22 protein-coding genes are annotated in these 23,746 nt (G+C 65.6%); 18 read left to right on the plus strand and 4 right to left on the minus strand.

The annotated features are described in order from the left end of the window. Positions 1–9: 9 nt before the first annotated feature. The 4 genes from V6M89_RS16810 (at position 10) to V6M89_RS16825 (ending at position 4,449) form a co-directional block, all read left to right on the plus strand. Positions 10–153: a hypothetical protein gene (locus V6M89_RS16810; RefSeq protein ID WP_332854239.1), complete on the plus strand. Its 144-nt coding sequence runs from the start codon at positions 10–12 to the stop codon at positions 151–153. Between the two features lie 142 nt (positions 154–295). Beyond that, positions 296–433: a hypothetical protein gene (locus tag V6M89_RS16815; protein ID WP_175001208.1), complete on the plus strand. Its 138-nt coding sequence runs from the start codon at positions 296–298 to the stop codon at positions 431–433. Positions 434–574: 141 nt separating this feature from the next. Then, positions 575–940 (plus strand): hypothetical protein, encoded by a 366-nt coding sequence (locus V6M89_RS16820; RefSeq protein ID WP_332854272.1) that lies wholly within the window; start codon positions 575–577, stop codon positions 938–940. A 77-nt stretch (positions 941–1,017) separates the two neighbouring features. Next, a complete protein-coding gene (locus V6M89_RS16825) occupies positions 1,018–4,449 on the plus strand; it encodes a response regulator (RefSeq protein WP_332854240.1) in 3,432 nt (1,143 codons plus the stop codon). A 105-nt stretch (positions 4,450–4,554) separates the two neighbouring features. Here V6M89_RS16825 and V6M89_RS16830 read toward each other — a convergent pair whose 3' ends face one another. After that, entirely contained in the window at positions 4,555–5,952 is a 1,398-nt protein-coding gene (locus V6M89_RS16830; RefSeq protein WP_332854241.1) for a M16 family metallopeptidase, read from the minus strand. Between the two features lie 4 nt (positions 5,953–5,956). After that, positions 5,957–7,270, minus strand: coding sequence for a M16 family metallopeptidase (locus V6M89_RS16835; protein WP_332854242.1), 1,314 nt, complete (start codon positions 7,268–7,270; stop codon positions 5,957–5,959). Between the two features lie 117 nt (positions 7,271–7,387). Here V6M89_RS16835 and V6M89_RS16840 point away from each other — a divergent pair, with 117 nt between their 5' ends. The 4 genes from V6M89_RS16840 to V6M89_RS16855 are packed head-to-tail and all read left to right on the plus strand — an operon-like array spanning position 7,388 to position 9,184. After that, positions 7,388–7,867: an acyl-CoA thioesterase gene (locus V6M89_RS16840; RefSeq protein ID WP_116989659.1), complete on the plus strand. Its 480-nt coding sequence runs from the start codon at positions 7,388–7,390 to the stop codon at positions 7,865–7,867. A gap of 9 nt (positions 7,868–7,876) precedes the next feature. After that, the gene (locus tag V6M89_RS16845) at positions 7,877–8,155 is read left to right on the plus strand and encodes a KTSC domain-containing protein (protein ID WP_116989660.1); all 279 of its coding nucleotides are present in this window, start codon (positions 7,877–7,879) and stop codon (positions 8,153–8,155) included. A gap of 14 nt (positions 8,156–8,169) precedes the next feature. After that, a complete protein-coding gene (locus V6M89_RS16850) occupies positions 8,170–8,703 on the plus strand; it encodes an SET domain-containing protein (RefSeq protein ID WP_332854243.1) in 534 nt (177 codons plus the stop codon). Continuing rightward, positions 8,696–9,184 carry an MgtC/SapB family protein gene (locus V6M89_RS16855; RefSeq protein ID WP_332854244.1) on the plus strand — a complete coding sequence of 163 codons (489 nt, stop codon included), beginning with the start codon at positions 8,696–8,698 and terminating at the stop codon, positions 9,182–9,184. Before V6M89_RS16850 ends, V6M89_RS16855 begins: the two co-directional genes overlap by 8 nt. 8 nt (positions 9,185–9,192) lie before the next feature. On the opposite strand, the gene V6M89_RS16860 is transcribed toward V6M89_RS16855, so the two are convergent. Then, positions 9,193–12,042: a bifunctional diguanylate cyclase/phosphodiesterase gene (locus tag V6M89_RS16860; RefSeq protein ID WP_332854245.1), complete on the minus strand. Its 2,850-nt coding sequence runs from the start codon at positions 12,040–12,042 to the stop codon at positions 9,193–9,195. A gap of 178 nt (positions 12,043–12,220) precedes the next feature. Between V6M89_RS16860 and V6M89_RS16865 the strand changes: the two genes are divergently transcribed. Both V6M89_RS16865 and V6M89_RS16870 read left to right on the plus strand, forming a co-directional pair. Next, on the plus strand, positions 12,221–13,807 hold the full coding sequence (locus tag V6M89_RS16865; RefSeq protein WP_332854246.1) for a flavin monoamine oxidase family protein: 1,587 nt from the start codon (positions 12,221–12,223) through the stop codon (positions 13,805–13,807). A 22-nt stretch (positions 13,808–13,829) separates the two neighbouring features. Further along, a complete protein-coding gene (locus V6M89_RS16870; RefSeq protein WP_332854247.1) occupies positions 13,830–14,282 on the plus strand; it encodes a Rid family hydrolase in 453 nt (150 codons plus the stop codon). A 45-nt stretch (positions 14,283–14,327) separates the two neighbouring features. On the opposite strand, the gene V6M89_RS16875 is transcribed toward V6M89_RS16870, so the two are convergent. Next, the gene (locus V6M89_RS16875) at positions 14,328–15,113 is read right to left on the minus strand and encodes a transferase spermidine synthase (protein ID WP_332854248.1); all 786 of its coding nucleotides are present in this window, start codon (positions 15,111–15,113) and stop codon (positions 14,328–14,330) included. Between the two features lie 136 nt (positions 15,114–15,249). On the opposite strand from V6M89_RS16875, the gene V6M89_RS16880 reads away from it, so the two are divergent. The 8 genes from V6M89_RS16880 (at position 15,250) to V6M89_RS16915 (ending at position 23,713) form a co-directional block, all read left to right on the plus strand. Continuing rightward, entirely contained in the window at positions 15,250–15,525 is a 276-nt protein-coding gene (locus V6M89_RS16880) for a hypothetical protein (RefSeq protein ID WP_020705967.1), read from the plus strand. A gap of 13 nt (positions 15,526–15,538) precedes the next feature. Continuing rightward, positions 15,539–16,714 (plus strand): GGDEF domain-containing protein, encoded by a 1,176-nt coding sequence (locus tag V6M89_RS16885; RefSeq protein WP_332854249.1) that lies wholly within the window; start codon positions 15,539–15,541, stop codon positions 16,712–16,714. 123 nt (positions 16,715–16,837) lie between these two features. Continuing rightward, positions 16,838–18,292 (plus strand): Ppx/GppA phosphatase family protein, encoded by a 1,455-nt coding sequence (locus V6M89_RS16890; protein WP_332854250.1) that lies wholly within the window; start codon positions 16,838–16,840, stop codon positions 18,290–18,292. Between the two features lie 15 nt (positions 18,293–18,307). Then, positions 18,308–19,111: a substrate-binding periplasmic protein gene (locus V6M89_RS16895; protein ID WP_332854251.1), complete on the plus strand. Its 804-nt coding sequence runs from the start codon at positions 18,308–18,310 to the stop codon at positions 19,109–19,111. A gap of 16 nt (positions 19,112–19,127) precedes the next feature. Further along, positions 19,128–21,770, plus strand: a complete 2,643-nt coding sequence (locus V6M89_RS16900) for an ATP-binding protein (protein WP_332854252.1) — start codon at positions 19,128–19,130, stop codon at positions 21,768–21,770. Next, on the plus strand, positions 21,767–22,144 hold the full coding sequence (locus V6M89_RS16905; protein WP_116989669.1) for a response regulator: 378 nt from the start codon (positions 21,767–21,769) through the stop codon (positions 22,142–22,144). Before V6M89_RS16900 ends, V6M89_RS16905 begins: the two co-directional genes overlap by 4 nt. Before the next feature lie 64 nt (positions 22,145–22,208). Continuing rightward, entirely contained in the window at positions 22,209–22,832 is a 624-nt protein-coding gene (locus V6M89_RS16910; protein WP_332854253.1) for a hypothetical protein, read from the plus strand. Between the two features lie 107 nt (positions 22,833–22,939). Beyond that, the gene (locus V6M89_RS16915; RefSeq protein ID WP_116989671.1) at positions 22,940–23,713 is read left to right on the plus strand and encodes a GNAT family N-acetyltransferase; all 774 of its coding nucleotides are present in this window, start codon (positions 22,940–22,942) and stop codon (positions 23,711–23,713) included. Positions 23,714–23,746 lie beyond the last annotated feature (33 nt).

Below are 23,746 nucleotides of genomic sequence, written 5' to 3' on the forward strand. Positions count from 1 at the left end.
GACAGTCCCATGAACATCCGCGCCCACACCACGCCCGAGCCCGACATGCCGCCGCCGCAGCCGGAAAAAGATCCGCCGCCGGACAATATGCCGCTGCCCGACCAGGCGCCGATCGAAGAGCCGCAGCCCAAGCAGACGCCGATCAAAACCTGACCGCCTTACCCTGTGAGAAAGTGTGATAGTTGTTGCTCAATGGATACATATTTTAAACTTTGTGCTGACCGTCACACTAGGGTAATCAAAGAGTTTCTATAATTAAGTCATGTCATCGATTTTCCCTCTCACGGAGAGCATCATGGGCAATTCCTTACACAACAAAATCTACCTCGGCCGTCGTAGCGTCGCTTTCAGTGCGAAGCGTGTCCAAGCCCTGATTTGTGTAGCGGCATTTGCCACCATCGGCCTGATCTGGCTGGCGATACGAGCGTTTTGATCCACACTTTATTCTCGTTTTGAGGCGGCCATGCCGCCTCCGATCGCGTATCGGAGGCGCCGGGGAGGCGCATTGTCTTGCCGTCGCCGCGCCGGGCGCGTACCATGAGGGCCGCAGCAGTCTCTTATGGATAAAATGGCAATGAAGAACGAGAAATTAACGCAAGACGAATACAACGCACTGGATGAAGTGAAGCGCGGCATCAAGGGCGAGCGCGTCAGCGCCTGCGTCGGACGCAACACCAAGCGCCTGGCCGGCATCAAGCTGTTCACCATCGCCAAGAACGGCCGCATTTCGCTCACCGACAAGGGCGAGGAAGTGTTGTTCCTGCGCCGTTGCGTGCTGGGCTTGCGCGCCGTCGAAGCCGATCCGGCCAGCGTCATCGACGCCGACGTCGCCCAGTTCCTCGGCAAGAAGTCGCACATCGTGCCGCGCGCCGAAGGCGGCTACGATATCAGCGACAAGGGCCGGGAATCGCTGGCCGATATCGCCAAGCAAGGCTTGTAAAACAAAAAACGCTCCTCCGGGGCGTTTTTTTTGCGTTAATGTAGAGGCATTAAAACAAGAAGAGACCGCCAGCCGCCATGAAAGTGCACACGCTGCAGAAATTCCGTAAACTGTTCGGCGTACTCGTTGCGGCGGTGGCTGCGGTGCTGCTGCTGGTGTCCCTGTTCGTCGCCCATGTGTTGCAGGTGAGCCAGGCGCGCTACTACGCCAACGCGGCCGAGACGGCGCACAACCTGGCCGTCTCGCTGGAAAACTTCCTGCACTCCCATTTCGAAGAGGTCGACCTGGCGATGCGCCGCGCCGGCGTCGAGTTCCGCGCCATGCATGCGTCCGGCCACTTCGACGACGAGCAGTTCAGCGCCTACCTGCGCACGCTGCGCGAACGCATCCCGAACGCGCATGCGGTGCGCGGCTCCGACGCCGCCGGCCGCGTGATCTACGGCGAGCAGGTTGATCCGGCCCATCCGCAAAACGTGTCCGACCGCGAATTCTTCCCGCGCGCCAAGGTCGAACACGAGCTGATCGTCGGCGTACCGGTCAAGTCGCGCATCAGCGGCGAATGGGTGCTGCCGCTGGTCTACCCGCTGGCCCTGGCGGACGGCAGTTTCGGCGGCACCGCCTACACGCTGATGAACAGTTCGCGCCTGACCGAGCTGTTCTCGTCGCTCAACGTCGGCGCCAACGGCTCCATCGTGCTGCTGGACGACCGCCGCCGCATACTGCACCGCCATCCCGAGGTCGACAAGATGATGATCGGCAGCACCATCCCGGTCTCGCCGCAAACCCAGGCCATCCTGGACGGCAGGCAAAAGGGCGATACCTACAACATCCTCAGCGAGCGCGACGACCGCGAACGCACGGTGAGCCTGCAGCGCGTCGGCAGTTATCCGATCTTTGTGGTGGTCGGGCTGGCCAGCGAGGATTTCCTGGCGCCGTGGCGCAAGGAGGTGCGCAACGCCATCCTGTTCCTGGCCGTGCTGGCGGCCATCGCGGCGGCGCTGCTGGCGGGCGTCTGGTATTTGATGCGCAAGCAATACCAGTCGGTGCTGCAACTGGTCGAGGCCGACCGCGCGCTGCAGGCCTCGATGGCGCGGCTGACGGCGTCGGAGTCGCGCTGGCGCTCGCTGACCGAGGGGCTGCCGCAAATGGTGTGGACCGTCACGCCGCAGATCCGCCTCGATTTCATCAGCCACCATTGGGAGCGCTTCAGCGGCGTGCCGTCGGCGCTGCTGATCGAGTCGGGCGACTGGACGCCGGTGCTGCATCCGGAGGACGGGGCGGTATTGCAGGCCGAGTGGCGGCGCGCCAGGGCCGCCGGCGACGCCTTCCGCTGCGATTGCCGGCTGCGCCGCGCCGACGGCGCCTGGCGCGTGTTCGACAACCACGCGCTGCCGCAGAAGGACGGCGACGGCAAGGTGCTGGGCTGGGTGGGCAGCAGCACCGACCACACCGAGGCGCGCGCCGCGCACGACGCGCTGCGGCTGGCGAAGGAAGAGGCCGACAAGGCCGGCCGCGCCAAGTCCGAATTCGTCGCCAACATGAGCCATGAAATCCGCTCGCCGATGAACGCCGTGCTGGGCATGCTGCAACTGCTGCAGCAAACCGAGATGAGCGAACGCCAGCAGGATTACGCGGCCAAGGCCCATGCGGCCGCCAGCGCCTTGCTGGGACTGCTCAACGACATCCTCGATTTTTCCAAGGTGGAGGCCGGCAAGCTGGCGCTCGATCCGCATCCGTTCCGGCTCGATAAACTGTGGCGCGACCTGGCGGTGATCCTGTCGGCCAATGTCGGCGGCAAGAATATCGAAGTGCTGTTCCGCATCGATCCGCAACTGCCGGCGCTGGTGGTGGGCGACGCCCTGCGTTTGCAGCAGATCCTGCTCAACCTGGCCGGCAACGCCATCAAATTCACCGAGCAGGGCGAGGTGGTGCTGTCGGCCCGGTTGCTGGCGCGCAGCGACACCACGCTGTCGGTCGCCTTCGCCATCCGCGACAGCGGCATCGGCATCTCGGAGGAGCAGAGCCGGCGCATCTTCGAAGGTTTCTCGCAGGCCGAGGCCTCGACCGCGCGCCGCTTCGGCGGTACCGGCCTGGGCCTGGCGATCAGCCAGCGCCTGGTGCGCCTGATGGGTGGCGAGCTGACCGTGACCAGCGCGCTGGGGCAGGGCAGCGTATTCGAATTCACCATCGATTGCGGTGTGGCGGCCACGCCGGCCGAGGCGCTGGACATGGCGCCGTCGTTGCCGGAGCAGTCGTTGTTGAAGGACCTGGCCTGCCTGGTGGTGGACGACAACCCGGTGGCGCGCATGGTGCTGAGCGAAATGGCGGCATCGTTCGGCTGGCAGGTCGACGTGGCCGAGGGCGGCCGCGAGGCGCTGGCCGCCGTGAGCGCGCGCATGGCCGAGCAACGCGCCTACGACGTGGTGTTCATCGACTGGCGCATGCCGGCCTTCGATGGCTGGGAAACCAGCTGCGCGATCCGCGAGCTGGCGCCTAACGGCAAGCTGCCGCTGATCGTCATGGTGACCGCGCACGACCGCGAACTGCTGGCGCAACGCCACCTGGAGATGGAGCCGGTGCTGGACGGCTTCGTGGTCAAGCCGGTCACGGCGTCGATGTTGTTCGACGCGGTGGCCGAGGCGCGCATGGAGAAGCGGGCGCCGCTGGCCGCGGTGGCGCTGCCGTCGTTGCGCCGGCTGGAGGGCTTGCGTTTGCTGCTGGTGGACGACAATCCGGCCAACCAGCAAGTCGCCAGCGAACTGCTCGGCAACGATGGCGCGGAAGTCGAGGTGGCCAGTTCCGGCCAGATGGCGTTGGCCGCCGTGTCGCGCCCCGGCCCGTTGCCGGACCTGATCCTGATGGACATCCAGATGCCGGAGATGGACGGCTATGAGGCGACGCTGGCGATCCAGCGCAGGCTGGGCGCGCAGGCGCCGCCGATCGTGGCGATGACGGCCAACGCCATGCCGGCCGACCGCGTCGCCGCGCTGGACGCGGGCATGGTCGACCACATCGGCAAGCCCTTCGACCTGGTGCAACTGATTGTGGTGATACGCAAGCACGCGCGGCGCGGGGCCGTTGCGATGGACGTGGCCGTGGCTGTTGACGCGGCTGGCGGCGAGACGGCCGGTGCGGCGCCGCTGGCGGAAGCCGGCATCAATAGCGCCGCCGCGCTGAAACGGCTGGGCGGGCTGCATTCGGTGTATCTGATGGCGTTGCGGAGTTTTGCGGGCGAGGCGGGCAATATGGCGGCGCAGTTGCAGGCGGCCGGCGCAGACAGGAATCTCCACGAGGCGATGCCTTTGCTGCACACGCTGCGAGGCCTGGCCGGCACCGTGGGCGCCGACCGCCTGTCCGGCCTGGCGCATCTTGCCGAACAGGCGCTGAAGGCGGACGCCGGCGCGACCGCCTGGGACCAGCTGGCGCTGGTGGTCGACGCCATTCCTGGCGTCACCGCAGACATCCAACAACTGACGCGCCAGCTGGACCCGGCAAACAGTCCCGCTTAATTCCGCCACGTCGTTCCGCAGCGGCGGACCGCCGCGCAAGCGGGAACCCATACTGCGCATCCTATCTCGCTCAGCATGGATTGCCGCCTGCGCGGCAATGACGTGTTACGGCTGGAAACCGTCCGCGCTGATTTGCAGCTCGGTCACTTCGCCGTAGGTCTTGGCGATCTCGCGGATGGCTTCCGCTTTCCCCACCAGCACCGTCTGCAGGTTCTTGCGCGGGAAGTGCTTGTCCACCAGCGCCTTGGCGCGTTCCGGCGTCAGGCTGTCGACATCCTTCATGAAGTTGTCGATCTGCTCGCGGCCGACTTTGGACGCATACATATCGCCCAACAAACCGGCCAACTGCTCGCTGGTCTCATAGCGCGGCGGGAACTGGCCCTTGACGTAAGCCTTGGCCGATTCCAGCGTCGCCTTGTCGATGCCCTTGTCCCACAAACGCTGGTAGGTCTTGTGCGCCAACGCCAGCGCCGCCTCGGTCTTGGGCAGCGCGGTGAAGCTGGAGATGGCGAAGGTGCCGGTCTGCGACAGGGTGGCGAACTCGCTGCGGGCGCCATAGGTCAGCCCCGAGTTGACGCGCAGCTCGTCGTTCAGCCACGAGGTGAAGCGGCCGCCGACGATGGTGTTGAGCACTTGCAGCGGCACATAGTCCGGGTCGTTGCGGGCGATGCCGACGCCGCCGATCAGGAAGGTGGTCTCGATCGCGTCCGGCTTGTTGACCAGCCACACGCGCGCCTTGTCGGCCTGCACCTTGCCGTTGTCCTGCTGCGGCAGCGCCGGGCCGCTGGCCTGCCACGCGCCGAACAGCGATTCGATCTGCTTGCGCATTTCGGCCGCCTGGAAATCGCCGACCACGATGATGGCGGCGTTGTCCGGACGGTAGTAGTGCTGGTAGTAGCCCTGCACGTCAGTTTGCTTGAGCGCGCTCACGCTGCTGACCGTGCCGCTGGCCGGGATCGCGTACGGCGTCTCGCCGAACAGCATGGCGCGGTAGTAGTTGCCCACCACATTGCGCGGCGCTTCCTTGGCCTGCTTCAGGCCGTTGACCTTGCGGTCGCGCAGCTTGGCCAGCTCGGCTTCGTCGAAGCTCGGTTGCTGGATGATCTCGGCAAACAGCGGCAGCAAGGCGGCGCTGTCGGCGCGGGCGAAGTTGGCTTGCACGGTGCTGGCCTCGGTGCCGGCGCCGCCGGCCAGGCGTGCGCCGCGGAAGTCGAAGGCCTGGTCGATGGCGGTCTTGTTGTGGGCTTTGCTGCCCAGCAGCAGGGCGTCGCCGGTCAGGTTGGACAGGCCGGGCTGTTTGGCGTCGTTGACGGCGCCGGCCTTGACCACGGCGCGCACCGAGATCAACGGCACCTCATGGCGCTCCATCAGGTACACGGTCAGGCCGTTGGGCAGGGTGACGGTGTCGAACGCCGGCAGGCGGAAGTCTGCGGCGCCGGCCAGCGGCGCGGCGCCGATGGCGGCCAGCACGGCGGCGGCCATTACTGTTGCTTTGATGGTCATCGTATCAATCCTCCTTCGCAGCCAGCACGCCGACGGTGCGCTGCGATTTTTTCAGGTATTTGGCGGCGACGGCCTGGATATCGGCGGTCGTCAGTTTTTCGTAGGCGGCCGGGGCGTCGAACATTTTCTTGTAGTCGCCGAAGAACACCTCGTAGTTGCCCAGCTGCTGGGCTTTGCCGTTGATGGTTTCCTGTTCGCGGTACAGGTTCAGCAGCTTCTGGTTCTTGACCTTTTGCAGCTCGTCGGCGGTCACGCCGTTCTTGACCACGTTGTCGACTTCGGCCAGCAGGGCTTTTTCCAGCTGCGCCGGTTCGGTCTTGGCGGTGGCCACGGCCGACAGGTAGAGCAGGCCCGGATCGAAGCCGTCCATGCTGCTGGCGCTGACCTGGGTGGCCAGCTGCTGCTCGACCAGCGTCTTGTACAGGCGCGAAGTCTTGCCGTCGCCCAGTATGCTTTGCAGCACTTCCAGCGCGTAGTAGTCGGCGCTGTTGGCGGCCGGGACCTTGTAGGCCACCACCAGGTTGGCCGAGGTGGCCGATTCCTTGGCGACGAATACGCGGCGTTCGCCTTTCTGCTCAGGCTCCACGGTGCGCACGGCCGGCGGCAGCGCGCGCTTGGGGATGCCGCCGAAGTACTTGGTGGCCAGCTTCCTGACGTCGTCGGTCTTGACGTCGCCGACGATCACCGACACCGCGTTGTTGGGCGCGTAGTAGGTGGTGAAGTAGCGTTGCAGGTCGTCCTGGGTCCAGGCCTTGATGTCGGATTCATGGCCGATCACCGGCCACGAGTACGGATGGGCCTGGAAGGCGACGCCGTTGATTTCCTCGCGCAGCGCGCGGATGTTGGAGTTCTCCAGGCCGGTGCTGCGCTCGGACAGCACCACGCCGCGCTCGCTGGCGACCATCTTCGGGTCGATCGTCAGGTGGGCGATGCGGTCGCTTTCCAGCGTGAAGATGGTCTCCAGCGACGATGCAGGAAACCAGTCCTGGTACACCGTCAGGTCGTTGCTGGTGTAGGCGTTGTTGGAGCCGCCGCGGGCTTCCATGGTGCGGTCGAACATTTTCGGGCCGAAGTTTTTCGAGCCGTTGAACATCATGTGTTCAAAGAAGTGCGACAGGCCGGTGATGCCGGGCGCCTCATTGCGCGAGCCGACCTTCCAGAACGTGTACATATTGGCGTTGGGGATGGTGTGCGATTCCAGCACGATGAACTTCATGCCGTTGGCCAGCGTGAAGGTGTGCACCTCGTCGGCCGTGACGGCCTGGGCGGTGGCGGCCGCGCCGAGCATGATGCTGGCGGCCAGGACTTTCCATTTCATGAGTGCTCCTCGTATTCGTGAAGCGCAAAGCATACGATAAAGTTAGTTGTTTCTGATAACTATTTGCGAATGACAAGCTTAGCGGATAGCATGGAGAAAACAACTAGGGAGTATGCAATGGAAAAACCGATGAGCTGGACCGCCCACGAGCTGAGCATGACCGTCCTGATGACCCCGGACATGGCCAATTTTTCCGGCAACGTCCACGGGGGCACCATCCTCAAGTACCTGGACAGCGTGGCCTACGCCTGCGCCAGCCGCTATTCGGGCAGCTATGTGGTGACGCTGTCGGTGGACCAGGTGATGTTCCTGCAACCGATACACGTGGGCGAACTGGTGACGTTTTTGGCGTCGATTAACTACACCGGCCGCACCTCGATGGAGGTCGGCATCCGGGTGGTGACGGAAAATATCCAGCAGCGTCTGGTGCGGCACGCCAATAGCTGCTACTTTACAATGGTGGCGGTGGACGAAAGCCGCAAACCGGTCGAGGTGCCGCCGCTGGCGCCGGAAACCGAAGAGCAGAAACAGCGCTGGGACCAGGCCCTGCTGCGTAAGCAGGCCCGTCAAATGGTGCATGGAGCCCGCAAGGCCTGAGGAGGCTGTATGGAAATGAAACGCATCAATGCCGGCAAGCTGCGCGCCATCGGGTACGATGCGCGCGATCGCATGCTGCGGGTGGAGTTCGACGACGGCCGCGCCATCGATTATTCGGGCGTCGGCAACGAGGTGTGGCGCAAGCTGTCGACCTCGGCGGCCGCGTGGAGCTACTATCGCGATCATATCGAGGATGAATTCGCCGGCCGGCGCGACGTGGTGCGCAAGCCCACCAGCCGCGCCGACCTGGAAGACCTGTTCAAGCCGCCTGGCGGCGACGCCACTTAACCTACACCGTACTTATGCTCACTGAAAACGCCCTGGAAAGTAGTCCTGCGGAATTGTCCGACCAACTGGCCTATGTGGTCAGGATTTCGCCGGTGCATGGCCGGGGCGTGTTCGCCAGCCGCGATATCGCGGTCAGCGAATGCGTGATCGAATACACCGGCCGCGAGATCCCGTGGTCGGAGGCGCTGGAGCGCGCGGCCGAGCAGGACATGCCGCACAACCACACCTTCTTCTTCAGCCTGGCCAACGGCAACGTCATCGACGGCGGCGACCAGGGCAACGAGGCGCGCTACATCAACCACTCGTGCGAGCCCAACTGCCAGGCCATCGAGGACGAGGGCCGCATTTATATCTATGCGCTGCACGACATCCGCTGCGGCGAGGAGCTCAGCTATTCCTATCCGCTGATCTACGATGGCCGCCACACGCCGGCCATCAAGCGCTCCTTCGCCTGCCGCTGCGGCGCGCCGGGCTGCACCGGCACCATGCTGGCGCCCAAGAAGCGGCGCCGCAAGCAGAAGGAGCCGGAGCAGGCTTCGCATGATTGATTATTGGAGCGTGGCCGGCCGGCTGGTGATCGCGATGCTGTTCGGTTGCGTGATCGGTCTCGAACGCAACTTGCGCGGCAAGCCCACCGGCATGAAAACGCTGGGCCTGGTGGCCCTGGGCGCGGCGCTGGTCACCACGGCCAGCATGGAGTTCGCACCGGTGTCCGGAGAATTCAGCCATGATGCGCTGAGCCGGGCCATCCAGGGCGTCATCACCGGCATCGGTTTCCTCGGCGCCGGCGTGATCGTGTTCCACCATGAGACGTCGAAAATCAAGGGGCTGACCACGGCCGCCTCGATCTGGGTGACGGCCGGCATCGGCATCATCTGCGGCATGGGCGCGTGGCAAATCGCCGGCATCGGCCTGATCCTGGTGCTGCTGCTGTTTTTCCTTGGGCAGCCGCTGGAGCGCATGCTGCACCGCCGCTGGCTGGGCATGAGCGAGGACGAGCGCGCCGAGATCGACCAGCATGAAGAATAGGCTGGCGGCTAGGCCGTAACGGATGCCGTCGGCAGTTTCTTGCGCTCGACCAGCATCTGCTCGAACGCCGCCACCGGCACCGGCTGGCTGAAGTAATAGCCCTGGATTTCATCGCAGCCGTTGCGCCGCAAATAATCCAGCTGCGCCTCGCTCTCCACGCCTTCCGCGATCACCCGCAGCTTGAGGTTGTGCGCCAGCGCGATGATGGAGACCACGATGGCCGCCTCGTCGTCGGCGCCGATGTCGCTGACGAAGGAGCGGTCTATCTTCAGCACGTCGATCGGGAACTTGCGCAGGTAGGAGAAGCTCGAATAGCCGGTGCCGAAATCGTCGATCGACAAGGCCAGCCCCAGCGCCTTGAGCTTGTGCAGCAGCTCCACCGCCAGCGCCACGTCGTTCATGAACAAGCCCTCGGTCAGCTCGATATCCAGGCAGGATGGCGGCAAGCCGGTCTGCTCCAGCACCTCCGCGATCGACGCCAGCAGGTTCGGCTCGCCGAACTGGCGCGGCGACAGGTTGACGGCGATCCGCAGCGGCCCATGGCCCGCATCCTGCCAGGCCTTGGCCTGCGCGCAGGCGGTGCGCAACACCCAGGCGCCGATCGGCACGATCAGGCCGGTCTCCTCGGCCAGGCCGATGAAGCGGTAGGGCGCCACCATGCCCAGCTCGGGATGCTGCCAGCGTATCAGCGCCTCCATGCCGACGATGCGGCCGCTGCGCAGGTCCACCTGCGGCTGGTAGTGCAGCACGAATTCGTCGCGTTCCAGCGCGCTGCGCAGCGCCGTCTCGATGCGGACCCGCTCCAGCGCTTCCTCGTTCATGGCAGGCTGGTAGAACTGCGTGTTGTTGCGGCCCAGCTTCTTGGCCCGGTACATGGCGATGTCGGCATGCTCGATCAACCGCTGCGCCGGCGTGCCGTCCGGGTCGTAGACCGCCACGCCGATCGAGCAGGTGACGAAGAATTCCTTCCCCTCCAGCAGCACCGGTTGCGCCACCGCCCGCATGATGCGCTGCGTGACGTCCAGCGACAGCGCCTCGTCCGGGTACTCGGTCAGGATGGCGACGAACTCGTCGCCGGACAGGCGCGCCACGGTATCGCTTTCGCGCACGCTGTCCTGCAGCCGTTGGGCCACGGTCTTGAGCAGCAGGTCGCCGGCCTTGTGGCCCAGGCTGTCGTTGACGAACTTGAAGCGGTCGAGGTCGATCAGCATGACCCACAGCGGGATGCCGCTGCGGTTGGCGAAGGCGGCCGCTTGGGTCAGCCGGTCCTGCAGCAGCACGCGGTTGGGCAGGCCGGTCAGCACGTCGTGGTGGGCGATGTGGTGGATGCGCTGCTCGGACAGCTTGCGCTCGGTGATGTCGGTGCCGGTGCCGCGATAGCCCTTGAACGCGCCATCCTTGTCGAACAGCGGCTCGCCGCTGATGCTGAACCAGTGCAGCTGGCCGTCTGTGCCGGGCAGCGCGTAGTCGAAGTTGAGGAAGGGCAGGTGGGCCTCCAGCAGCGCGATATGGTCCTGCCCCCAGCGCGCCTGCAGCATTTCGGGATGGTGTTCCCAGCGCGTCTTGCCGATGAAGCTGTCCGGGTCCTGCTTGCCCTTGTCGAAGAAACCGCCGGTGATGCTGGTGAAGCGGAATTCCGCGTCCTGTTCCCAATACCAGTCGGACGACAGCGCCAGCAGGCGGCGGAAGCGCAGCTCGCTTTCCTGCAAGGCCTCCTCGGTGCGCTTGCGGGCGGCGACGTCTTCGTTCAGGCGCTCATTGCTTAGTTGCAGGGCGCGGGTGCGCTCCTCGACCAGCCGCTGCACCCGCACCGAGCGCCGTGTCAGCGAGTTGACGAAGGCCGCCGTCAGCAGCGAGAACAGCAGGCCGCCGATCAAGGTCGACAGCGAACCCAGGTGGCTGGCCAGGAAGGGGCGCGGCAGCGGCGTCACCTGCACGTGCCAGGCCTTGCCGGCCGCGCTGAAGGTGCGGGTGTAGAGGTCGTGGTAGTCGAAGGCCAGCCAGCGCTGCAGGGGCTTGGCCGCCACCGCCTGCTCGCCCGGCTGGCCGAGGCTGAAGATCAGGTTGTCCGGGCGGACGTCGTCGCCGACGTAGACCCGCACCACCAGCGAGGCGTCGTCCAGCAGGTCGGCGACATGCAGGATTTTGTGGATCAGGTCGGTGGAGCGGATGACGGCGCCGGTGTTGCCGATCCAGGCCGCGCGCCGCTGCGCCGCCGTGGCCGTTTGCGCGCCGGGACGGTAGACCGGCATCAGCAGCACGAAGCCTTGCTGGTTGCCGCGTTCCTGCGCCAGCCGCAGCAGCGGCGTGGCCATGATCACGCCGGCCGCCACCGCCTGATTGATGGTGTTGGACATGGGACCCAGCGACATCACGTCCAGCCCGAACGCCGCCTCGTTGCCTGACAGCGGTTCCAGGTAGTCGACGATCGCGTGTTGCGGCCGCGACGACAGCGGCAGGCGGCCGCCGTCGAACATGGCGTAGCCGGGATAGCGGTCTTGCAGCGTGGCCGCATGGCGGCGCGCCTCGTCGTCGTTGAGCACGCGGTGGTAGTTGAAAGCTTGCACAAAAGGATAACGCGCCAGCAGCGGTCGGGTGAAGTCGCCGAACTGCTCGCGGCTGACCGGTCCCACCGACTTGAACAGGTCGTTGAGGATGGTGACCAGTTCCAGCGTATCGTCCAGGCCGCGGCGGATGGCGGCCGCCCGTACCTGCGCGCGCTGCTGGAAACTGAGTTCCATCTTGCCATACTCCAGCGCGCTGACCGCGACGAACAGCATGCCGGTGACCGCCATCCCGGTGACCAGTGTCAGCGTCGCGGCCAGCGAGAACGGCGGTGACTTGAGGAACAGCGGCATGCGGCGCTTTCTGGGTGGGGACGGCAGAGCGTGCGGATGAATCTAGTGTGTCATAAGTCATGCTTTTACGACAGTTATTTGGACCGTTGGCACCTGTGGGATTGTCTTATGCAAGCCACGGTTCGGGGCAGGATTGATGTTATATTGACACGTCCCCGGCCTTGGAGGAGCACCGACCATGAAACCCGTTCATGTCGTCACCCGCCGCAGCTTTCTGGCGCAGATCGCCCGCACCGGCGGCGCGGCGGCCGCGTTTGCCGCGCTTGACGCACTGGGCTGCGCCAGCCTGGCCTGGGGCGAGGACCTGGCCTACCGGGGGCCGCCGGTGCTGCCGGGCGGACTGGGCAAGGGCAAGCGCGTCACCATCCTCGGCGCCGGCGTGGCCGGCCTGACGGCGGCCTACCAGCTGGGCAAGGCCGGCTTCGCGTGCACGGTGCTGGAAGCGCGTCACCGGCCCGGCGGCCGCAGCTGGACCATCCGTGGCGGCGACCGCTTCGAGCAGAGCGACGGCGTGCAGCAGGCGCGCTGGCCCAAGGCGCCGCACCTGTATCTGAACCCCGGTCCGGCGCGCATCTCGCACCACCACCGCGCGGTGCTGGGCTATTGCCGCGAGTTCGGCGTGCCGCTGGAAATCATGATGAACGACGACCGTGCCGCCTTGTTGCAGGACGACGCGGCCTTCGGCGGCAAGCCGGTGCAGGCGCGCCAGGTGTTGGGCGACACGCACGGCTATTTCGGCGAGCTGCTGGGCAAGGCCGTCTCCACCGGCAGGCTGGACCAGGAACTGAGCCAGCAAGACCGCGAGCGCTTGCTCGGCGCCATCGCCAGCTTCGGCGATTTGCAGCGCGACGGCCGCTACGCCGGCAGCCCGCGCAGCGGCTACAGCGCCACGCCGGGGCCGGGGCGGCCGCACGGCGCGGTGCGCGCGCCGCTGCCGCTGGACGAGCTGCTGCGGGCCGACTTCTGGCAGTTCAAGGCGTCCTTCGCCGAAGACTTCGACCAGGCCGGCACCATGCTGCAACCGGTGGGCGGCATGGACCGCTTTCCGATGGCGTTCGCCAAACGGGTAGGGCAGGTGATCCGCTACGACACGGTGGTCGACGAAATCCGCAAGACGGCGCAGGGCGCGCGCGTGGTCTTCCATCGCGGCGGCGGCCGCAGCGTCGTCGACAGCGATTATCTGATCTGCACCTTGCCGCTGTCGGTGTTGCGCGGCATCGCCAACGATTTCGCGCCGGCCTACCAAAAGGCCATCGCCGAGGTCGAGTATGCGCGCTCGGCCAAGACCGCGTTCTACGCGCCGCGCCGCTTCTGGGAGCAGGACGACGGCATCTACGGCGGCCTGTCGTGGACCAGCCGCGACGTCACGCAAATCCTCTATCCGTCGCACGGCATCGGCCAGGCCGACGGCGTGCTGGTCGGCTCCTACTGCTTCGGCGCCACGCCCGGCGACGACATGGGCCAGTATCCGCTGGCCGAGCGCATCGAGAAGGCGCTGGCGGCGGGCGAGGCGATCCACCCCGGCTACCGCCGCATGGTGCGCGACGGCGTCAACATCGCCTGGCCCAAGGTGCCGTACAGCCTGGGTTCCTGGGCCGAGTGGAAACCGGAACAATACGACACCGTCTACCAGCTGCTGCAACAGCCGGACGGCCCGATCTACTTCGCCGGCGAGTACCTGGGCTACCTCAGCTCATGGCAGGAGGGCGCGGTGCTGTCGGCCCACCATGTGATCGAACAACTGGCGGCGCGGGTGCGCGCCTGAATTTTTCCCTGAAAGGATGCATATGAAATTGACCGTCCCGTTGCTACTCGCTTCTTTGGTTGCCTTGCCGGCCGCCGCCCAGCTCAAGGTCCAGCACCTGCAAAGCGCCGACAGCGGCATCGCCAGCGCCGTGTGGGCCGGCGACACGCTGTACGTCTCGGGCAAACTGGCCAAGTCGTTCGACGGCGACACCAGGGCGCAGACGGCCGATGTGCTCAAACAGTTCGAAGCCACGCTGCGCGAGCAGGGCCTGGGCATGGGCGACGTGGTGCAGATGCGGGTCTACCTGGTGGCGGACGCCGCCGGCAAGCTGGATTTCGCCGGCATGAACGAGGCCTACAAGGACTACTTCGGCACGGCGGCCCAGCCCAACAAGCCGGCCCGCGCCACGGTGCAGGTGGCGGCGCTGGTGGTGCCCAAGGCGCTGGTGGAGATCGAAGTGGTGGCGGTGCGTGGGTTGCCGGCCAAAAAATAGCTCTTTCCAACCCGGCATGCTTCAGCGATAAGCCTGCCGCGCCACTTAGGGGTCAGACCCCGTACGGGGTCTGACCCCGCTTGGCAGTGCGGGGTTCCAGCGCAGGCGCAGCACGATCCAGTGCGCCAGCAGGCGGTTGAACAGCGCGAAGCCGAGGCCGTGGCTGCGCGCCACCCGCTGCTGCATGGCCAGCGCCGGCGACGGCTTGCCGCCCTTGACCGCGAACAGGATGCGGTTGTTGCCGGCGATGCCGCGGAACCAGCAGATGCGGCCCTGGAAGGTTTCGCGCAGGCGCCGCAGCATGGGGCCGTACTGCGGATCGTAGCTGAAGATATTGGCCACCATCACGCCGCCGGGCCGCAGCGCGCGGCGGCAGTCGGCGTAGAAGGCGGCACTGCCCAGCGCCGGCGGCAGGCCCTCGGCGTCGAAGCCGTCCACCAGCAGCACGTCGGCGGCGCCGTCCAGGCCGGCCATGTACTCGGTGGCGTCGGCCTGGATGATGCGGAAACGCGGATTGTCGCGCGGAATGGCGAACTGCTCGCGCAGCGCGATCACGTCGGCGCGCAGCTCCAGCACGGTGATGCGGCTGTGCGGCAGGTAGCGGTAGCAGAACTTGGCCAGCGAGCCGCCGCCCAGCCCGACCATGACGATGTGCTCCGGCCTCGGATGGAACAGCACGAAACACATCATCGCGCGCGCATAGCTGAGCACCAGCTCGTCCGGCCGCGACAGCCGCATCTCGCTCTGGACCATGCCGGGCTGGAATTCGAGCGAGCGCTTGTCGCCGCGCGTGTGCACTTGCGGCAGCTTGGGGGGCGGGGGGGCAGTCATATTGTGGATTTGCAAGGTCAATTTATAGTAGCATGCCGGCCAGTAAGCCACATTGCATTTACAGAAGCAACATTTGTAGGTACATTGGCGATAGCATAGGCCAGCCCCTCCGGCGGCCCCATTGGAGACAGAGACGATGTTTTTAGACCACCCAACGCTTACCGCCACCAACAGCTTCACCGAACCTGACCGCATGGAGCGCCTGCTGCGCGTGTACGGCTACGTGGTGGCGCTGGCGGACATGGCCGGCAAGCCGGCCTTTATCGAAAAAGTCAGCCAGCTGCACGACCACAAGGGCACGCTGATCGTGTTCTGGCACGACGCGCCGACCGACGACGAAAAGGCCTATTTCTCCCAGGCCTGGGCCAGCAAGATGGGCGACGGCAGCACCAACGTCGAGCACGAGGTCTGACCCGCCGCAGGTCATGGATATAAAAACCTTGGTACTGGCGCTGGCGCTGGGCAATCTGAGCCTGTGCGCGGCGCTGTTCTTTTTTGAGCAGCAGCGGCGCCGCGACGGCCAGCCGTCGGCCGCCAGCACCTGGGGCATGGCCAAGCAGTTCCAGGCCGTGGCCTGGGGCCTGCTGTTCCTGCGCGGCACGCTGCCGGACTTCCTCACCATCCCCTTCGCCAATGCCTTGCTGTTCGCCGGTTTCGCGCTGGACGCCTCGGCGCTGTGGGAGCAGGCCGGCCGCCGCGTATGGCGGCGCTACCTGCTGCCGGCGCTGGGTGCGGCGATCGGCGTGTTCACCGGCGCCTGGCTGCTGGAACTGCCGGCCGCCGAACGCATCGCCATCGCCTCGCTGATCATCGGTTTCTTCTTCATCGCCGGCGCCGCCGCGCTGGGCCGGGGCTGGAGCGCCGGCACCTTGCTGCGGCGCTACCTGGTGCTGTCCTCGCTGCTGCTGGCGCTGGCCGTGATGGCGCGCGGCCTGCTGACGGCGCTGCTGCCGGACGGCTGGGGCTGGGTCAGCCCGGCGCTGATCCAGGGCGTCGGCATCGCCGCGCTGTACCTGATGATGCTGAGCAATGCCTTCGGTTATCTGCTGCTGACCCGCGAGCAGCAACAGGCCGAGCTGGCGCGGTTGGAAGTGGTCGACGCCCTGACCGACGTGCCCAACCGGCGCGGCTTCTACCAGACGCTGACGCCGTGGATCGCGCTGGCGCGCCGGCCCGGCATGCCGACTTCGCTGATCATCCTGAACCTCGATCATTTCAAGCGCGTCAACGACAACTACGGCCATCCGGTGGGCGACCTGGTGCTCAAGGCCATGGTCGACGTCTGCAAAAAACAACTGCGCGACAGCGACCTGATGGGCCGCCTGGGCGGCGCCGAATTCGCCATCCAGCTGCCGCGCACCTCGCTGGAGGATGCGCTGATGGTGGCCGAACGTATCCGCAACGCCGTCGCCGCGCAGCCGGTGAAGGCGGAAAAAGCCGTCATCAACATGACCGCCAGCCTGGGCGTGACCACCATCCGCGCCGACGACACCACCGTCAGCCTGTTCAAGCGCGCCGACGAGGCGCTGCAACTGGCCAAGCAAGCCGGCCGCAACCGCGTGGTCGAAGCGCAGGCCGGCGCCGGAGCGCTGGAAGCCTGAATTGATACACCGCTGTCATCAGCAGGTAACAAACTGCGCTTATCGTGATTATAATCATGTAAATCGTTTAGTTTGATTCACCCGCGAGCCTTCGTAGCCGTTTGCCGAGAGAGGCTTCCAAATATGTACGCAGCAGTAGATCTGGGTTCCAACAGTTTTCGCCTCCACATCGGCAAGCATGACGGGGAGGCGATCCGCGTCCTGAAATCCGTGCGCGAACCGATCCGCCTGGCCGCCGGCTTGGACGACAAGGGCAACCTGACCGCCGCCGCCATGCAGACCGCGCTGGCCTGCCTGAAAAACTTCCGCGCCGTGCTGGCCGCCTACAAGCTCGATGGCGTGCGCGTGGTGGCCACGTCGGCCATGCGGGTGGCGCGCAATTCCGCCGCCTTCCTGCCCGAAGCCGAACTGGCGATCGGTTATCCGATCGAGATCATCTCCGGCGAGGAGGAGGGGCGCCTGATCTACATGGGCGTGGCCAGCGCGCTGGCGCTGCCGGGCGAACGGCGGCTGGTGATCGACATCGGCGGCGGTTCCACCGAGTTGATACTGGGGCGCGGCCAGGAAATCGAGCGGGTCGAGTCGTTCAGCGTCGGCACGGTCAAGCAAAGCCTGTCGTTCTTCATCGGCGGCCGGGTCGATTCGGCCTCGTACGAGGCGGCCATCCTGTCGGCGCGCAGCCATTTCGAGGACGCGGCGCCGCCTTACCATCCGCAGTACTGGAAGCAGTGCTACGGCTCCTCCGGCACCGCCCGCACCATCGCCGACATCATCGTCAAGAACGGCATCGGCCGCGAAGTCAATATCGAGACGCTCACCGCGCTCAAACAGCGCTTCATCGAATTCGGCCACGTCAGCCGGATCGAGATGGCGGGCCTGCGCCCGGACCGCGCCGGCACCATCATCGGCGGCCTGGCGATCCTGATCGGCCTGGTGCACGAGCTGGACATCCCGGTGGTGCAGCCGATCGAGGCCGGCCTGCGCATGGGCGTGATGTGGGATTTGCACCTGCGCTCGACCAAGCGTGACCGCCGCGAACAATCGGTGCAGGCCTGCCTGCTCAAGTTCCATTGCGACGAGCGGCGCGCCAACCGCGTGGCCGACGATGCGCTGGCGCTGTATATGCAGACCAAGCCGGCCGGCGACCAGTACTCGCGCCACCTGTACTGGAGCGCGCTGCTGCATGAAATGGGCATGGTGGTGTCGCACACCGGCTACCACAAGCACGCCGCCTACATGATCGAGAACGCCGACCTGCCGGGCTTCACGGCGCGCGAGCAGAAGACCATGGCCCGGCTGATCTCCGCCCACAAGGGCAACCTGCGCAAGGTGGCCGACGCGCTGGCGGAGCCGGATTTCGTCAAGGCGGTGGTGGCGCTGCGGCTGGCGGTGCTGTTCATGCACTCGCGCATGGACATCGACTTCACGCTGATCAAGCTGCGCATGAAGAACCGCATCGAGCTGGAGATCCGCCGCGAATGGATAGGCGACCATCCAACCCTGTCCTACTGGCTGGAGAAGGAACAGGAGCAGTGGGATGAAGTTGGGGTAGACTTCAGCATACGCACCATCGGCTAAACTCTGGGGAGGGCTATGACGAAGGACGTCATCTATCGCAGCTGCGCCGGCGTTTGGGCGTTGCTGGCGCTGTCGCCGGTGTTGCTGGTATCGTCGCCGGCCGGCGCCGCCGGCAAGAAGGAAACCGTGACCCTGTGCTTCGAGCAGCAGGACGTGCGCCCATGGCGCACCGAGCAGGGTGGCGGCCTGAATTTCGCGCTGCTCAAGATGGTCGAGCAGCGGCTCGACCTGCATTTCGATTACCAGAGCATTCCTTGGAAACGCTGCCTGGCCGAACTCAAAGCCAACGCCGTCGACGGCGCCTTCGCCGTCAGCTACAAGCCGGACCGGCGCGAGCTGGGCGAATATCCCGGTGGCCAGCAGATCGACGCCAGCAAACGCATGCATATTGATAGCTACGTCGTGCTGCGTAAAAAAGGCAGCAAGGTCGAATGGGACGGCAAGAGCTTCCGCAACCTCGACGGCGCCATCGGCTTCCAGCTTGGCTACTCGGTGGGCGACGTGCTGCGCGCGCAGAACGTCGAAGTGGACGAGGGCAGCCAGCGCGCCGACGAACTGGCGCGCAAGGTGATCGCCGGCCGGGTGGCGGCGGCGGCGATCGGCGGCAGCGACGCCCATGGCCTGATGAACGGGCCGCTGGCTGCGCAACTGGAGGAACTGCCCATCCCCATCATCGAAAAACCCTACTTCCTGATACTCTCGCACGGCATGGTGGCCGCGCGGCCGCAACTGGCGGAGCGCATCTGGCGCGCCATCGAGGAAGCCCGCAACAGCACGTCCTACCGCAAGCTGGAAGCGGCCGAAGGAGTCCGTCATTGATGCGCTGGATCCGGTGTTGAACCCGGCGCTGAGCGGCGGCGGCCCGCTGGCGCGCCTGCGCAGCGCATGGCGCCGCAACATCCTGCTGCGGCTGGGCTTTGGCATCTTCGTGTCGGTGGCCCTGTCGACCGCCATCTACACCACCTACGTGATGCAGACGCTCAAGAGCGAGGCCGAACAAAACGTCCGCGAACGCGCCGAACGGCTGACGGCGGTGCTGTCGCAGGCGCTGGCGCGGCCGCTGTTCGACATCAACAGCGCGGCCGTCTCCAGCGTGGTCGATGCCTCCGGCGCCACGCCGGAAGTGCTGGTGCTGCGGGTGCTGGCGCCCAACGGCGCGGAGCTGGCCAGCTACGTCTCGCCGCTGCGCGAACCGGTGGCGGCGATCAAGGTGCATCGCGACATCAGCTTCACCGACGCCCGCCGCAGTTATCCGGTCGGCTCGATCGACCTGGCCTTTTCGCGCCAGCAGATCGACCAGGACCTGCGGCGCCAGATCTACAACACGGTGGCGGCCAACCTGCTGCTGGCGCTGGGCATCGTGCTGTCGATCTTCGTGGTCGGGCGGCGCGCGGCGCGGCCGTTCGCCGACATCCAGACCGGCCTTGAAAAACTGACGCGCGGCGAGACCGACATCAAACTGTCCGGCATCGGCCGCGAGGACCAGGTGGGCCGCCTGTCCGGCGCGGTGCTGCGCTTCCGCGACACCTTGACCCGGCTGCGCGACGCCGAGCAGGAACTGCGCGAGTTGAACACAGACCTGGAACTGCGCATCGCCGCCCGCACCGGGGAGCTGACCAGCTCCATGCAGCGGCTGGGCGACAGCCAGGCCAAGCTGCAAACCATCCTCGACACCGCGCTCGACGCGGTGGTGCGCATGGACCTGGCCGGCCGCATCGTCGGCTGGAACGCGCAGGCCGAGCAGATTTTCGGCTGGAGCCGCGACGAGGCGCTGGGGCTGGCGCTGGACAAGACCATCATCCCGGCGCGCTACCGCTACGACCACCGGCGCGGCATGCAGCGCTACCTGGCCGGCGGCGGCACCGCTCCGGTGCTCGACGCGCGTATCGAAGTGGTGGCGCTGCGCCGCAACGGCGAGGAGTTCCCGATCGAGCTGGCGATCACCCAGGTCAAGTCGGAAGGGCAGGACAGCTTCGAGTTCTGCGCCTTCATCCGCGACATCAGCGACCGCCGCGAGCGCGAGCAAAAGCTGGTCAACGCCAACGTGGCGGCGGAGGCGGCCAATATCGCCAAGTCCGAATTCCTGGCCAATATGAGCCACGAGATCCGCACGCCGATGAGCGCCGTGATCGGCATGGCCTACCTGGCGCTGCGCACCGAGATGTCGCCCAAGCAGCACGACTACATCAGCAAGATCCATCGCGCCGCCTTGTCGCTGCTGGGTATCATCAACGACATCCTGGATTTCTCGAAGATCGAAGCGGGGCGGCTGGACGTGGAGGCGATCCCGTTCGCGCTGGAGGATGTGCTGGCCCATGTCTCCAGCGTGACCGCGCAGCGCGCCGCCGACAAGCGCCTGCGCTACCTGGTCTCGACCGCGCCGGAGGTGCCGCGCTACCTGGTGGGCGATCCGCTGCGCCTGGGGCAGGTGCTGGTCAACCTGGCCAACAACGCGGTCAAGTTCACCGCCGAGGGCGAGCTGGAATTGCGCTGCGAAGCCAGTCATGTCGACGCCCAGGAAGGCAGGGCCAGGCTGCGCTTCACGGTGCGCGACACCGGCATCGGCATGACGCAGCAGCAGAAGGCGAAGTTGTTCCATGCCTTCAGCCAGGCCAATGGTTCGACCACGCGGCACTACGGCGGCACCGGCCTGGGGCTGTCGATTTCGCAGCAGCTGGTGCGGCTGATGGGCGGGCGCATCGAAGTCGAGAGTGAGCCGGATCACGGTTCGAGCTTCCATTTCGAGCTTCAGTTCGCGTTGTCCGACGTGGCGGCGGTGGCGGTGCAGGCGGCCGTGCATCCCGGGCCGGTGGGCGACTTGACGCTGCAAGCTTCGCCAGGCCGCGCGGCGCGCGTGCTGCTGGCGGAGGACAGTCCGGACAACCAGGATGTGACGGTGGAACTGCTGGAGTTGCAGGGCATCGTGGTCGAGGTGGTGGCCAACGGCCGCGAGGCGCTGGACCGCTTGCAGGCAGCCGATCCCGGCACCTATGACCTGGTGCTGATGGACCTGGGCATGCCGGTGATGAACGGCCACGAAGCCACCCGCCTGCTGCGCCAGGACAGCCGTTTCAGCGAGCTGCCGGTGATCGCGTTGACCTCGCACGCGCTGGCCGGCGTGGAGGCGCGCTGCATGGAGGAGGGCATGCAGGACTACATCACCAAGCCGGTCGATCCGCAACGGCTGTACAGCGTGTTGTCGCGCTGGCTGGGGGTGTCGATGAAGGCGATCCCGCCGCTGCCGCCGCGCGCCGATGCGGGCCTGGTCGATCCGCAGATGGCGCTGGCGGAACTGCGCGCGCTGCTGGCGGACTTCAGCGGCGACAGCGTGGACTATTTCGGCAGCGTGCAGGCATCGCTGGCGACACTGCTGCCGCCGGTGACGATGACCCGCCTGGCCAGCCATATGATGCATTATGAATTCGAGGCCGCCGGAAAATTGCTGGCGGCGGTGGTGCAAGAACTGGAGAAGCCATGAACGGAAAGAACAGCCGGCCGACGATACTGATAGTCGACGATACGCCGGACAATATCACGCTGCTGTCCAATCTTCTGAAGGACAAGTACAACACCAAGGTCGCGACCAGCGGCGCGACGGCGCTGCAAATCGTCGCCGCCTCGCCGGTGGACCTGATCCTGCTCGACATCATGATGCCGGACATGGACGGCTTCGAGACTTGCCGCCGGCTCAAGGCCGATGCGCACAGCAGCGCCATTCCGGTGCTGTTCCTGACGGCGAAGAGCCAGTCCGAGGATGAGGCCAGGGGGCTGGCGTTAGGCGCTGTAGATTTCTTACGCAAGCCCGTCAATCCCGACGTTTTGTTTGCCCGCGTCGCTCTGCATTTGCGCTAGGACAAGCAAAAAAAGCGTAAATGATATATATTGTTTATATTGTTGATTAATAAATGGAGTTGGTATGAACAAATCTGTCACTGGTGCGCTGAACGGAAAAGAACCTGCGCTGCCGAAAAAACCTGTAGTAAAGCCAGCCGCCAAAGCTGCCGCCAATCCGGTGGCCAAGGCCGCAGTCAAGCCAGCCGCGCCGAAGGCCGCCGCCAAGCCAGTCGTAGCGAAGGCCGTACCTAAAGCCGCCGCCAAGCCAGCCGCCGCCAAGGCCGCACCTAAAGCAGCACCTAAAGCAGCACCTAAAGCAGCACCTAAGGCCGCTCCTAAAGCTGCCGCCAAGCCAGCCCCTAAGGCCGCTGCCAAACCAGCACCTAAAGCTGCGCCTAAGGCAGCCGCCAAGCCAGCACCTAAGGCAGCTCCTAAAGCCGCAGCCGCCAAGCCGGCGCCAGTGGATGCCGCCAAGGACAAAACCCGCAAGGAAAAGCTGGTGCGCGACAGCTTCACCATGCCGGAACAGGAATATGCGGTGCTCGGCCAGGTCAAGAAGGCTTGCCTGAAAGCCGGCTTCGAAATCAAGAAAAGCGAATTGCTGCGTATCGGCGTGGCCCTGATCAGCCAGATCGACCTTGCCACGCTGCAAAATGTGTTGGCTGGCCTGCCACAACTGAAGACCGGCCGTCCAAAGAAAGCCTAATTAAAAAACAACACTTCGGCTTATGTCACGGAACTGACACCACGATGTCATTTTCCTGAAGTATTCGACCGTTACGCTTGCTTCGTCTCCCACAGAAAGGATGAAGCATGCAAACTTCGATCATACAAGCCGACGTGCGAGCAGCGTCCGGTAAGCTGGTACTCAGTATGGCAAGCACACCGGAAGAGCTGCGCGAGGTACAACGCCTGCGCTACAAGGTGTTCATCGAAACAATGGGATTGAGTTCGCTGGTCCGCGAGGATGGCCTGGACAGCGACGAATTCGACGAACACTGCGATCACCTGATCGTGCGTGACTCGAGCACGCTCAAGGTGGTGGGCACCTACCGCCTGCTGAGCGCATCGCGCGCCCGCAAACTGGGCCGCGTCTACTCCGAAGGCGAGTTCGACCTGGGGCGCCTGAACAACCTGCGTGGCCGCATGGTGGAAGCGGGCCGTGCCTGCATCCATCCAGACTACCGTGGCGGCAGCGTCATCATGCTGCTGTGGTCCGGCCTGGCCGAATACATGCGCCGCGAGAACTGCGACTACCTGGCCGGTTGCGCCAGCATCAGCCTGGCCGATGGCGGCCACAATGCGGTCGCGGTCTACCAATCGCTGGCCGGCGCCCACCTGGCGCCGTCCGAATACCGCGTCACCCCGCACCTGCCGTTCCCGTTCTCGAAACTGGAAGCCGCGCAGAAGCCGCAGGTACCGCCGCTGCTGAAGGGCTACATGCGTTCGGGCGCCTGGATTTGCGGCGAACCGGCCTGGGATCCTGATTTCGAAAGCGCCGACCTGTTCCTGCTGCTGCCGCTGGCCAACCTGGATGGCCGCTACGCCCGCCACTACGGCGTGGCTGGCGAACAGCTGGCTGCGTGATGTGCGTCCGCCCCGTGTAGAATAAGCCGTTGT

The organism is Duganella sp. S19_KUP01_CR8 (assembly GCF_036688705.1).
Lineage (GTDB): Bacteria > Pseudomonadota > Gammaproteobacteria > Burkholderiales > Burkholderiaceae_D > Rugamonas.

What these genes read in the sequence shown, in the direction of transcription:
- V6M89_RS16810 (WP_332854239.1), top strand. Translation starts at nt 10, where the DNA reads ATGAACATCCGCGCCCACACCACGCCCGAGCCCGACATGCCGCCGCCG.
- V6M89_RS16815 (WP_175001208.1), top strand. Translation starts at nt 296, where the DNA reads ATGGGCAATTCCTTACACAACAAAATCTACCTCGGCCGTCGTAGCGTC.
- V6M89_RS16820 (WP_332854272.1), top strand. Translation starts at nt 575, where the DNA reads ATGAAGAACGAGAAATTAACGCAAGACGAATACAACGCACTGGATGAA.
- V6M89_RS16825 (WP_332854240.1), top strand. Translation starts at nt 1,018, where the DNA reads ATGAAAGTGCACACGCTGCAGAAATTCCGTAAACTGTTCGGCGTACTC.
- V6M89_RS16830 (WP_332854241.1), bottom strand. Translation starts at nt 5,952, where the DNA reads ATGACCATCAAAGCAACAGTAATGGCCGCCGCCGTGCTGGCCGCCATC.
- V6M89_RS16835 (WP_332854242.1), bottom strand. Translation starts at nt 7,270, where the DNA reads ATGAAATGGAAAGTCCTGGCCGCCAGCATCATGCTCGGCGCGGCCGCC.
- V6M89_RS16840 (WP_116989659.1), top strand. Translation starts at nt 7,388, where the DNA reads ATGGAAAAACCGATGAGCTGGACCGCCCACGAGCTGAGCATGACCGTC.
- V6M89_RS16845 (WP_116989660.1), top strand. Translation starts at nt 7,877, where the DNA reads ATGGAAATGAAACGCATCAATGCCGGCAAGCTGCGCGCCATCGGGTAC.
- V6M89_RS16850 (WP_332854243.1), top strand. Translation starts at nt 8,170, where the DNA reads ATGCTCACTGAAAACGCCCTGGAAAGTAGTCCTGCGGAATTGTCCGAC.
- V6M89_RS16855 (WP_332854244.1), top strand. Translation starts at nt 8,696, where the DNA reads ATGATTGATTATTGGAGCGTGGCCGGCCGGCTGGTGATCGCGATGCTG.
- V6M89_RS16860 (WP_332854245.1), bottom strand. Translation starts at nt 12,042, where the DNA reads ATGCCGCTGTTCCTCAAGTCACCGCCGTTCTCGCTGGCCGCGACGCTG.
- V6M89_RS16865 (WP_332854246.1), top strand. Translation starts at nt 12,221, where the DNA reads ATGAAACCCGTTCATGTCGTCACCCGCCGCAGCTTTCTGGCGCAGATC.
- V6M89_RS16870 (WP_332854247.1), top strand. Translation starts at nt 13,830, where the DNA reads ATGAAATTGACCGTCCCGTTGCTACTCGCTTCTTTGGTTGCCTTGCCG.
- V6M89_RS16875 (WP_332854248.1), bottom strand. Translation starts at nt 15,113, where the DNA reads ATGACTGCCCCCCCGCCCCCCAAGCTGCCGCAAGTGCACACGCGCGGC.
- V6M89_RS16880 (WP_020705967.1), top strand. Translation starts at nt 15,250, where the DNA reads ATGTTTTTAGACCACCCAACGCTTACCGCCACCAACAGCTTCACCGAA.
- V6M89_RS16885 (WP_332854249.1), top strand. Translation starts at nt 15,539, where the DNA reads ATGGATATAAAAACCTTGGTACTGGCGCTGGCGCTGGGCAATCTGAGC.
- V6M89_RS16890 (WP_332854250.1), top strand. Translation starts at nt 16,838, where the DNA reads ATGTACGCAGCAGTAGATCTGGGTTCCAACAGTTTTCGCCTCCACATC.
- V6M89_RS16895 (WP_332854251.1), top strand. Translation starts at nt 18,308, where the DNA reads ATGACGAAGGACGTCATCTATCGCAGCTGCGCCGGCGTTTGGGCGTTG.
- V6M89_RS16905 (WP_116989669.1), top strand. Translation starts at nt 21,767, where the DNA reads ATGAACGGAAAGAACAGCCGGCCGACGATACTGATAGTCGACGATACG.
- V6M89_RS16910 (WP_332854253.1), top strand. Translation starts at nt 22,209, where the DNA reads ATGAACAAATCTGTCACTGGTGCGCTGAACGGAAAAGAACCTGCGCTG.
- V6M89_RS16915 (WP_116989671.1), top strand. Translation starts at nt 22,940, where the DNA reads ATGCAAACTTCGATCATACAAGCCGACGTGCGAGCAGCGTCCGGTAAG.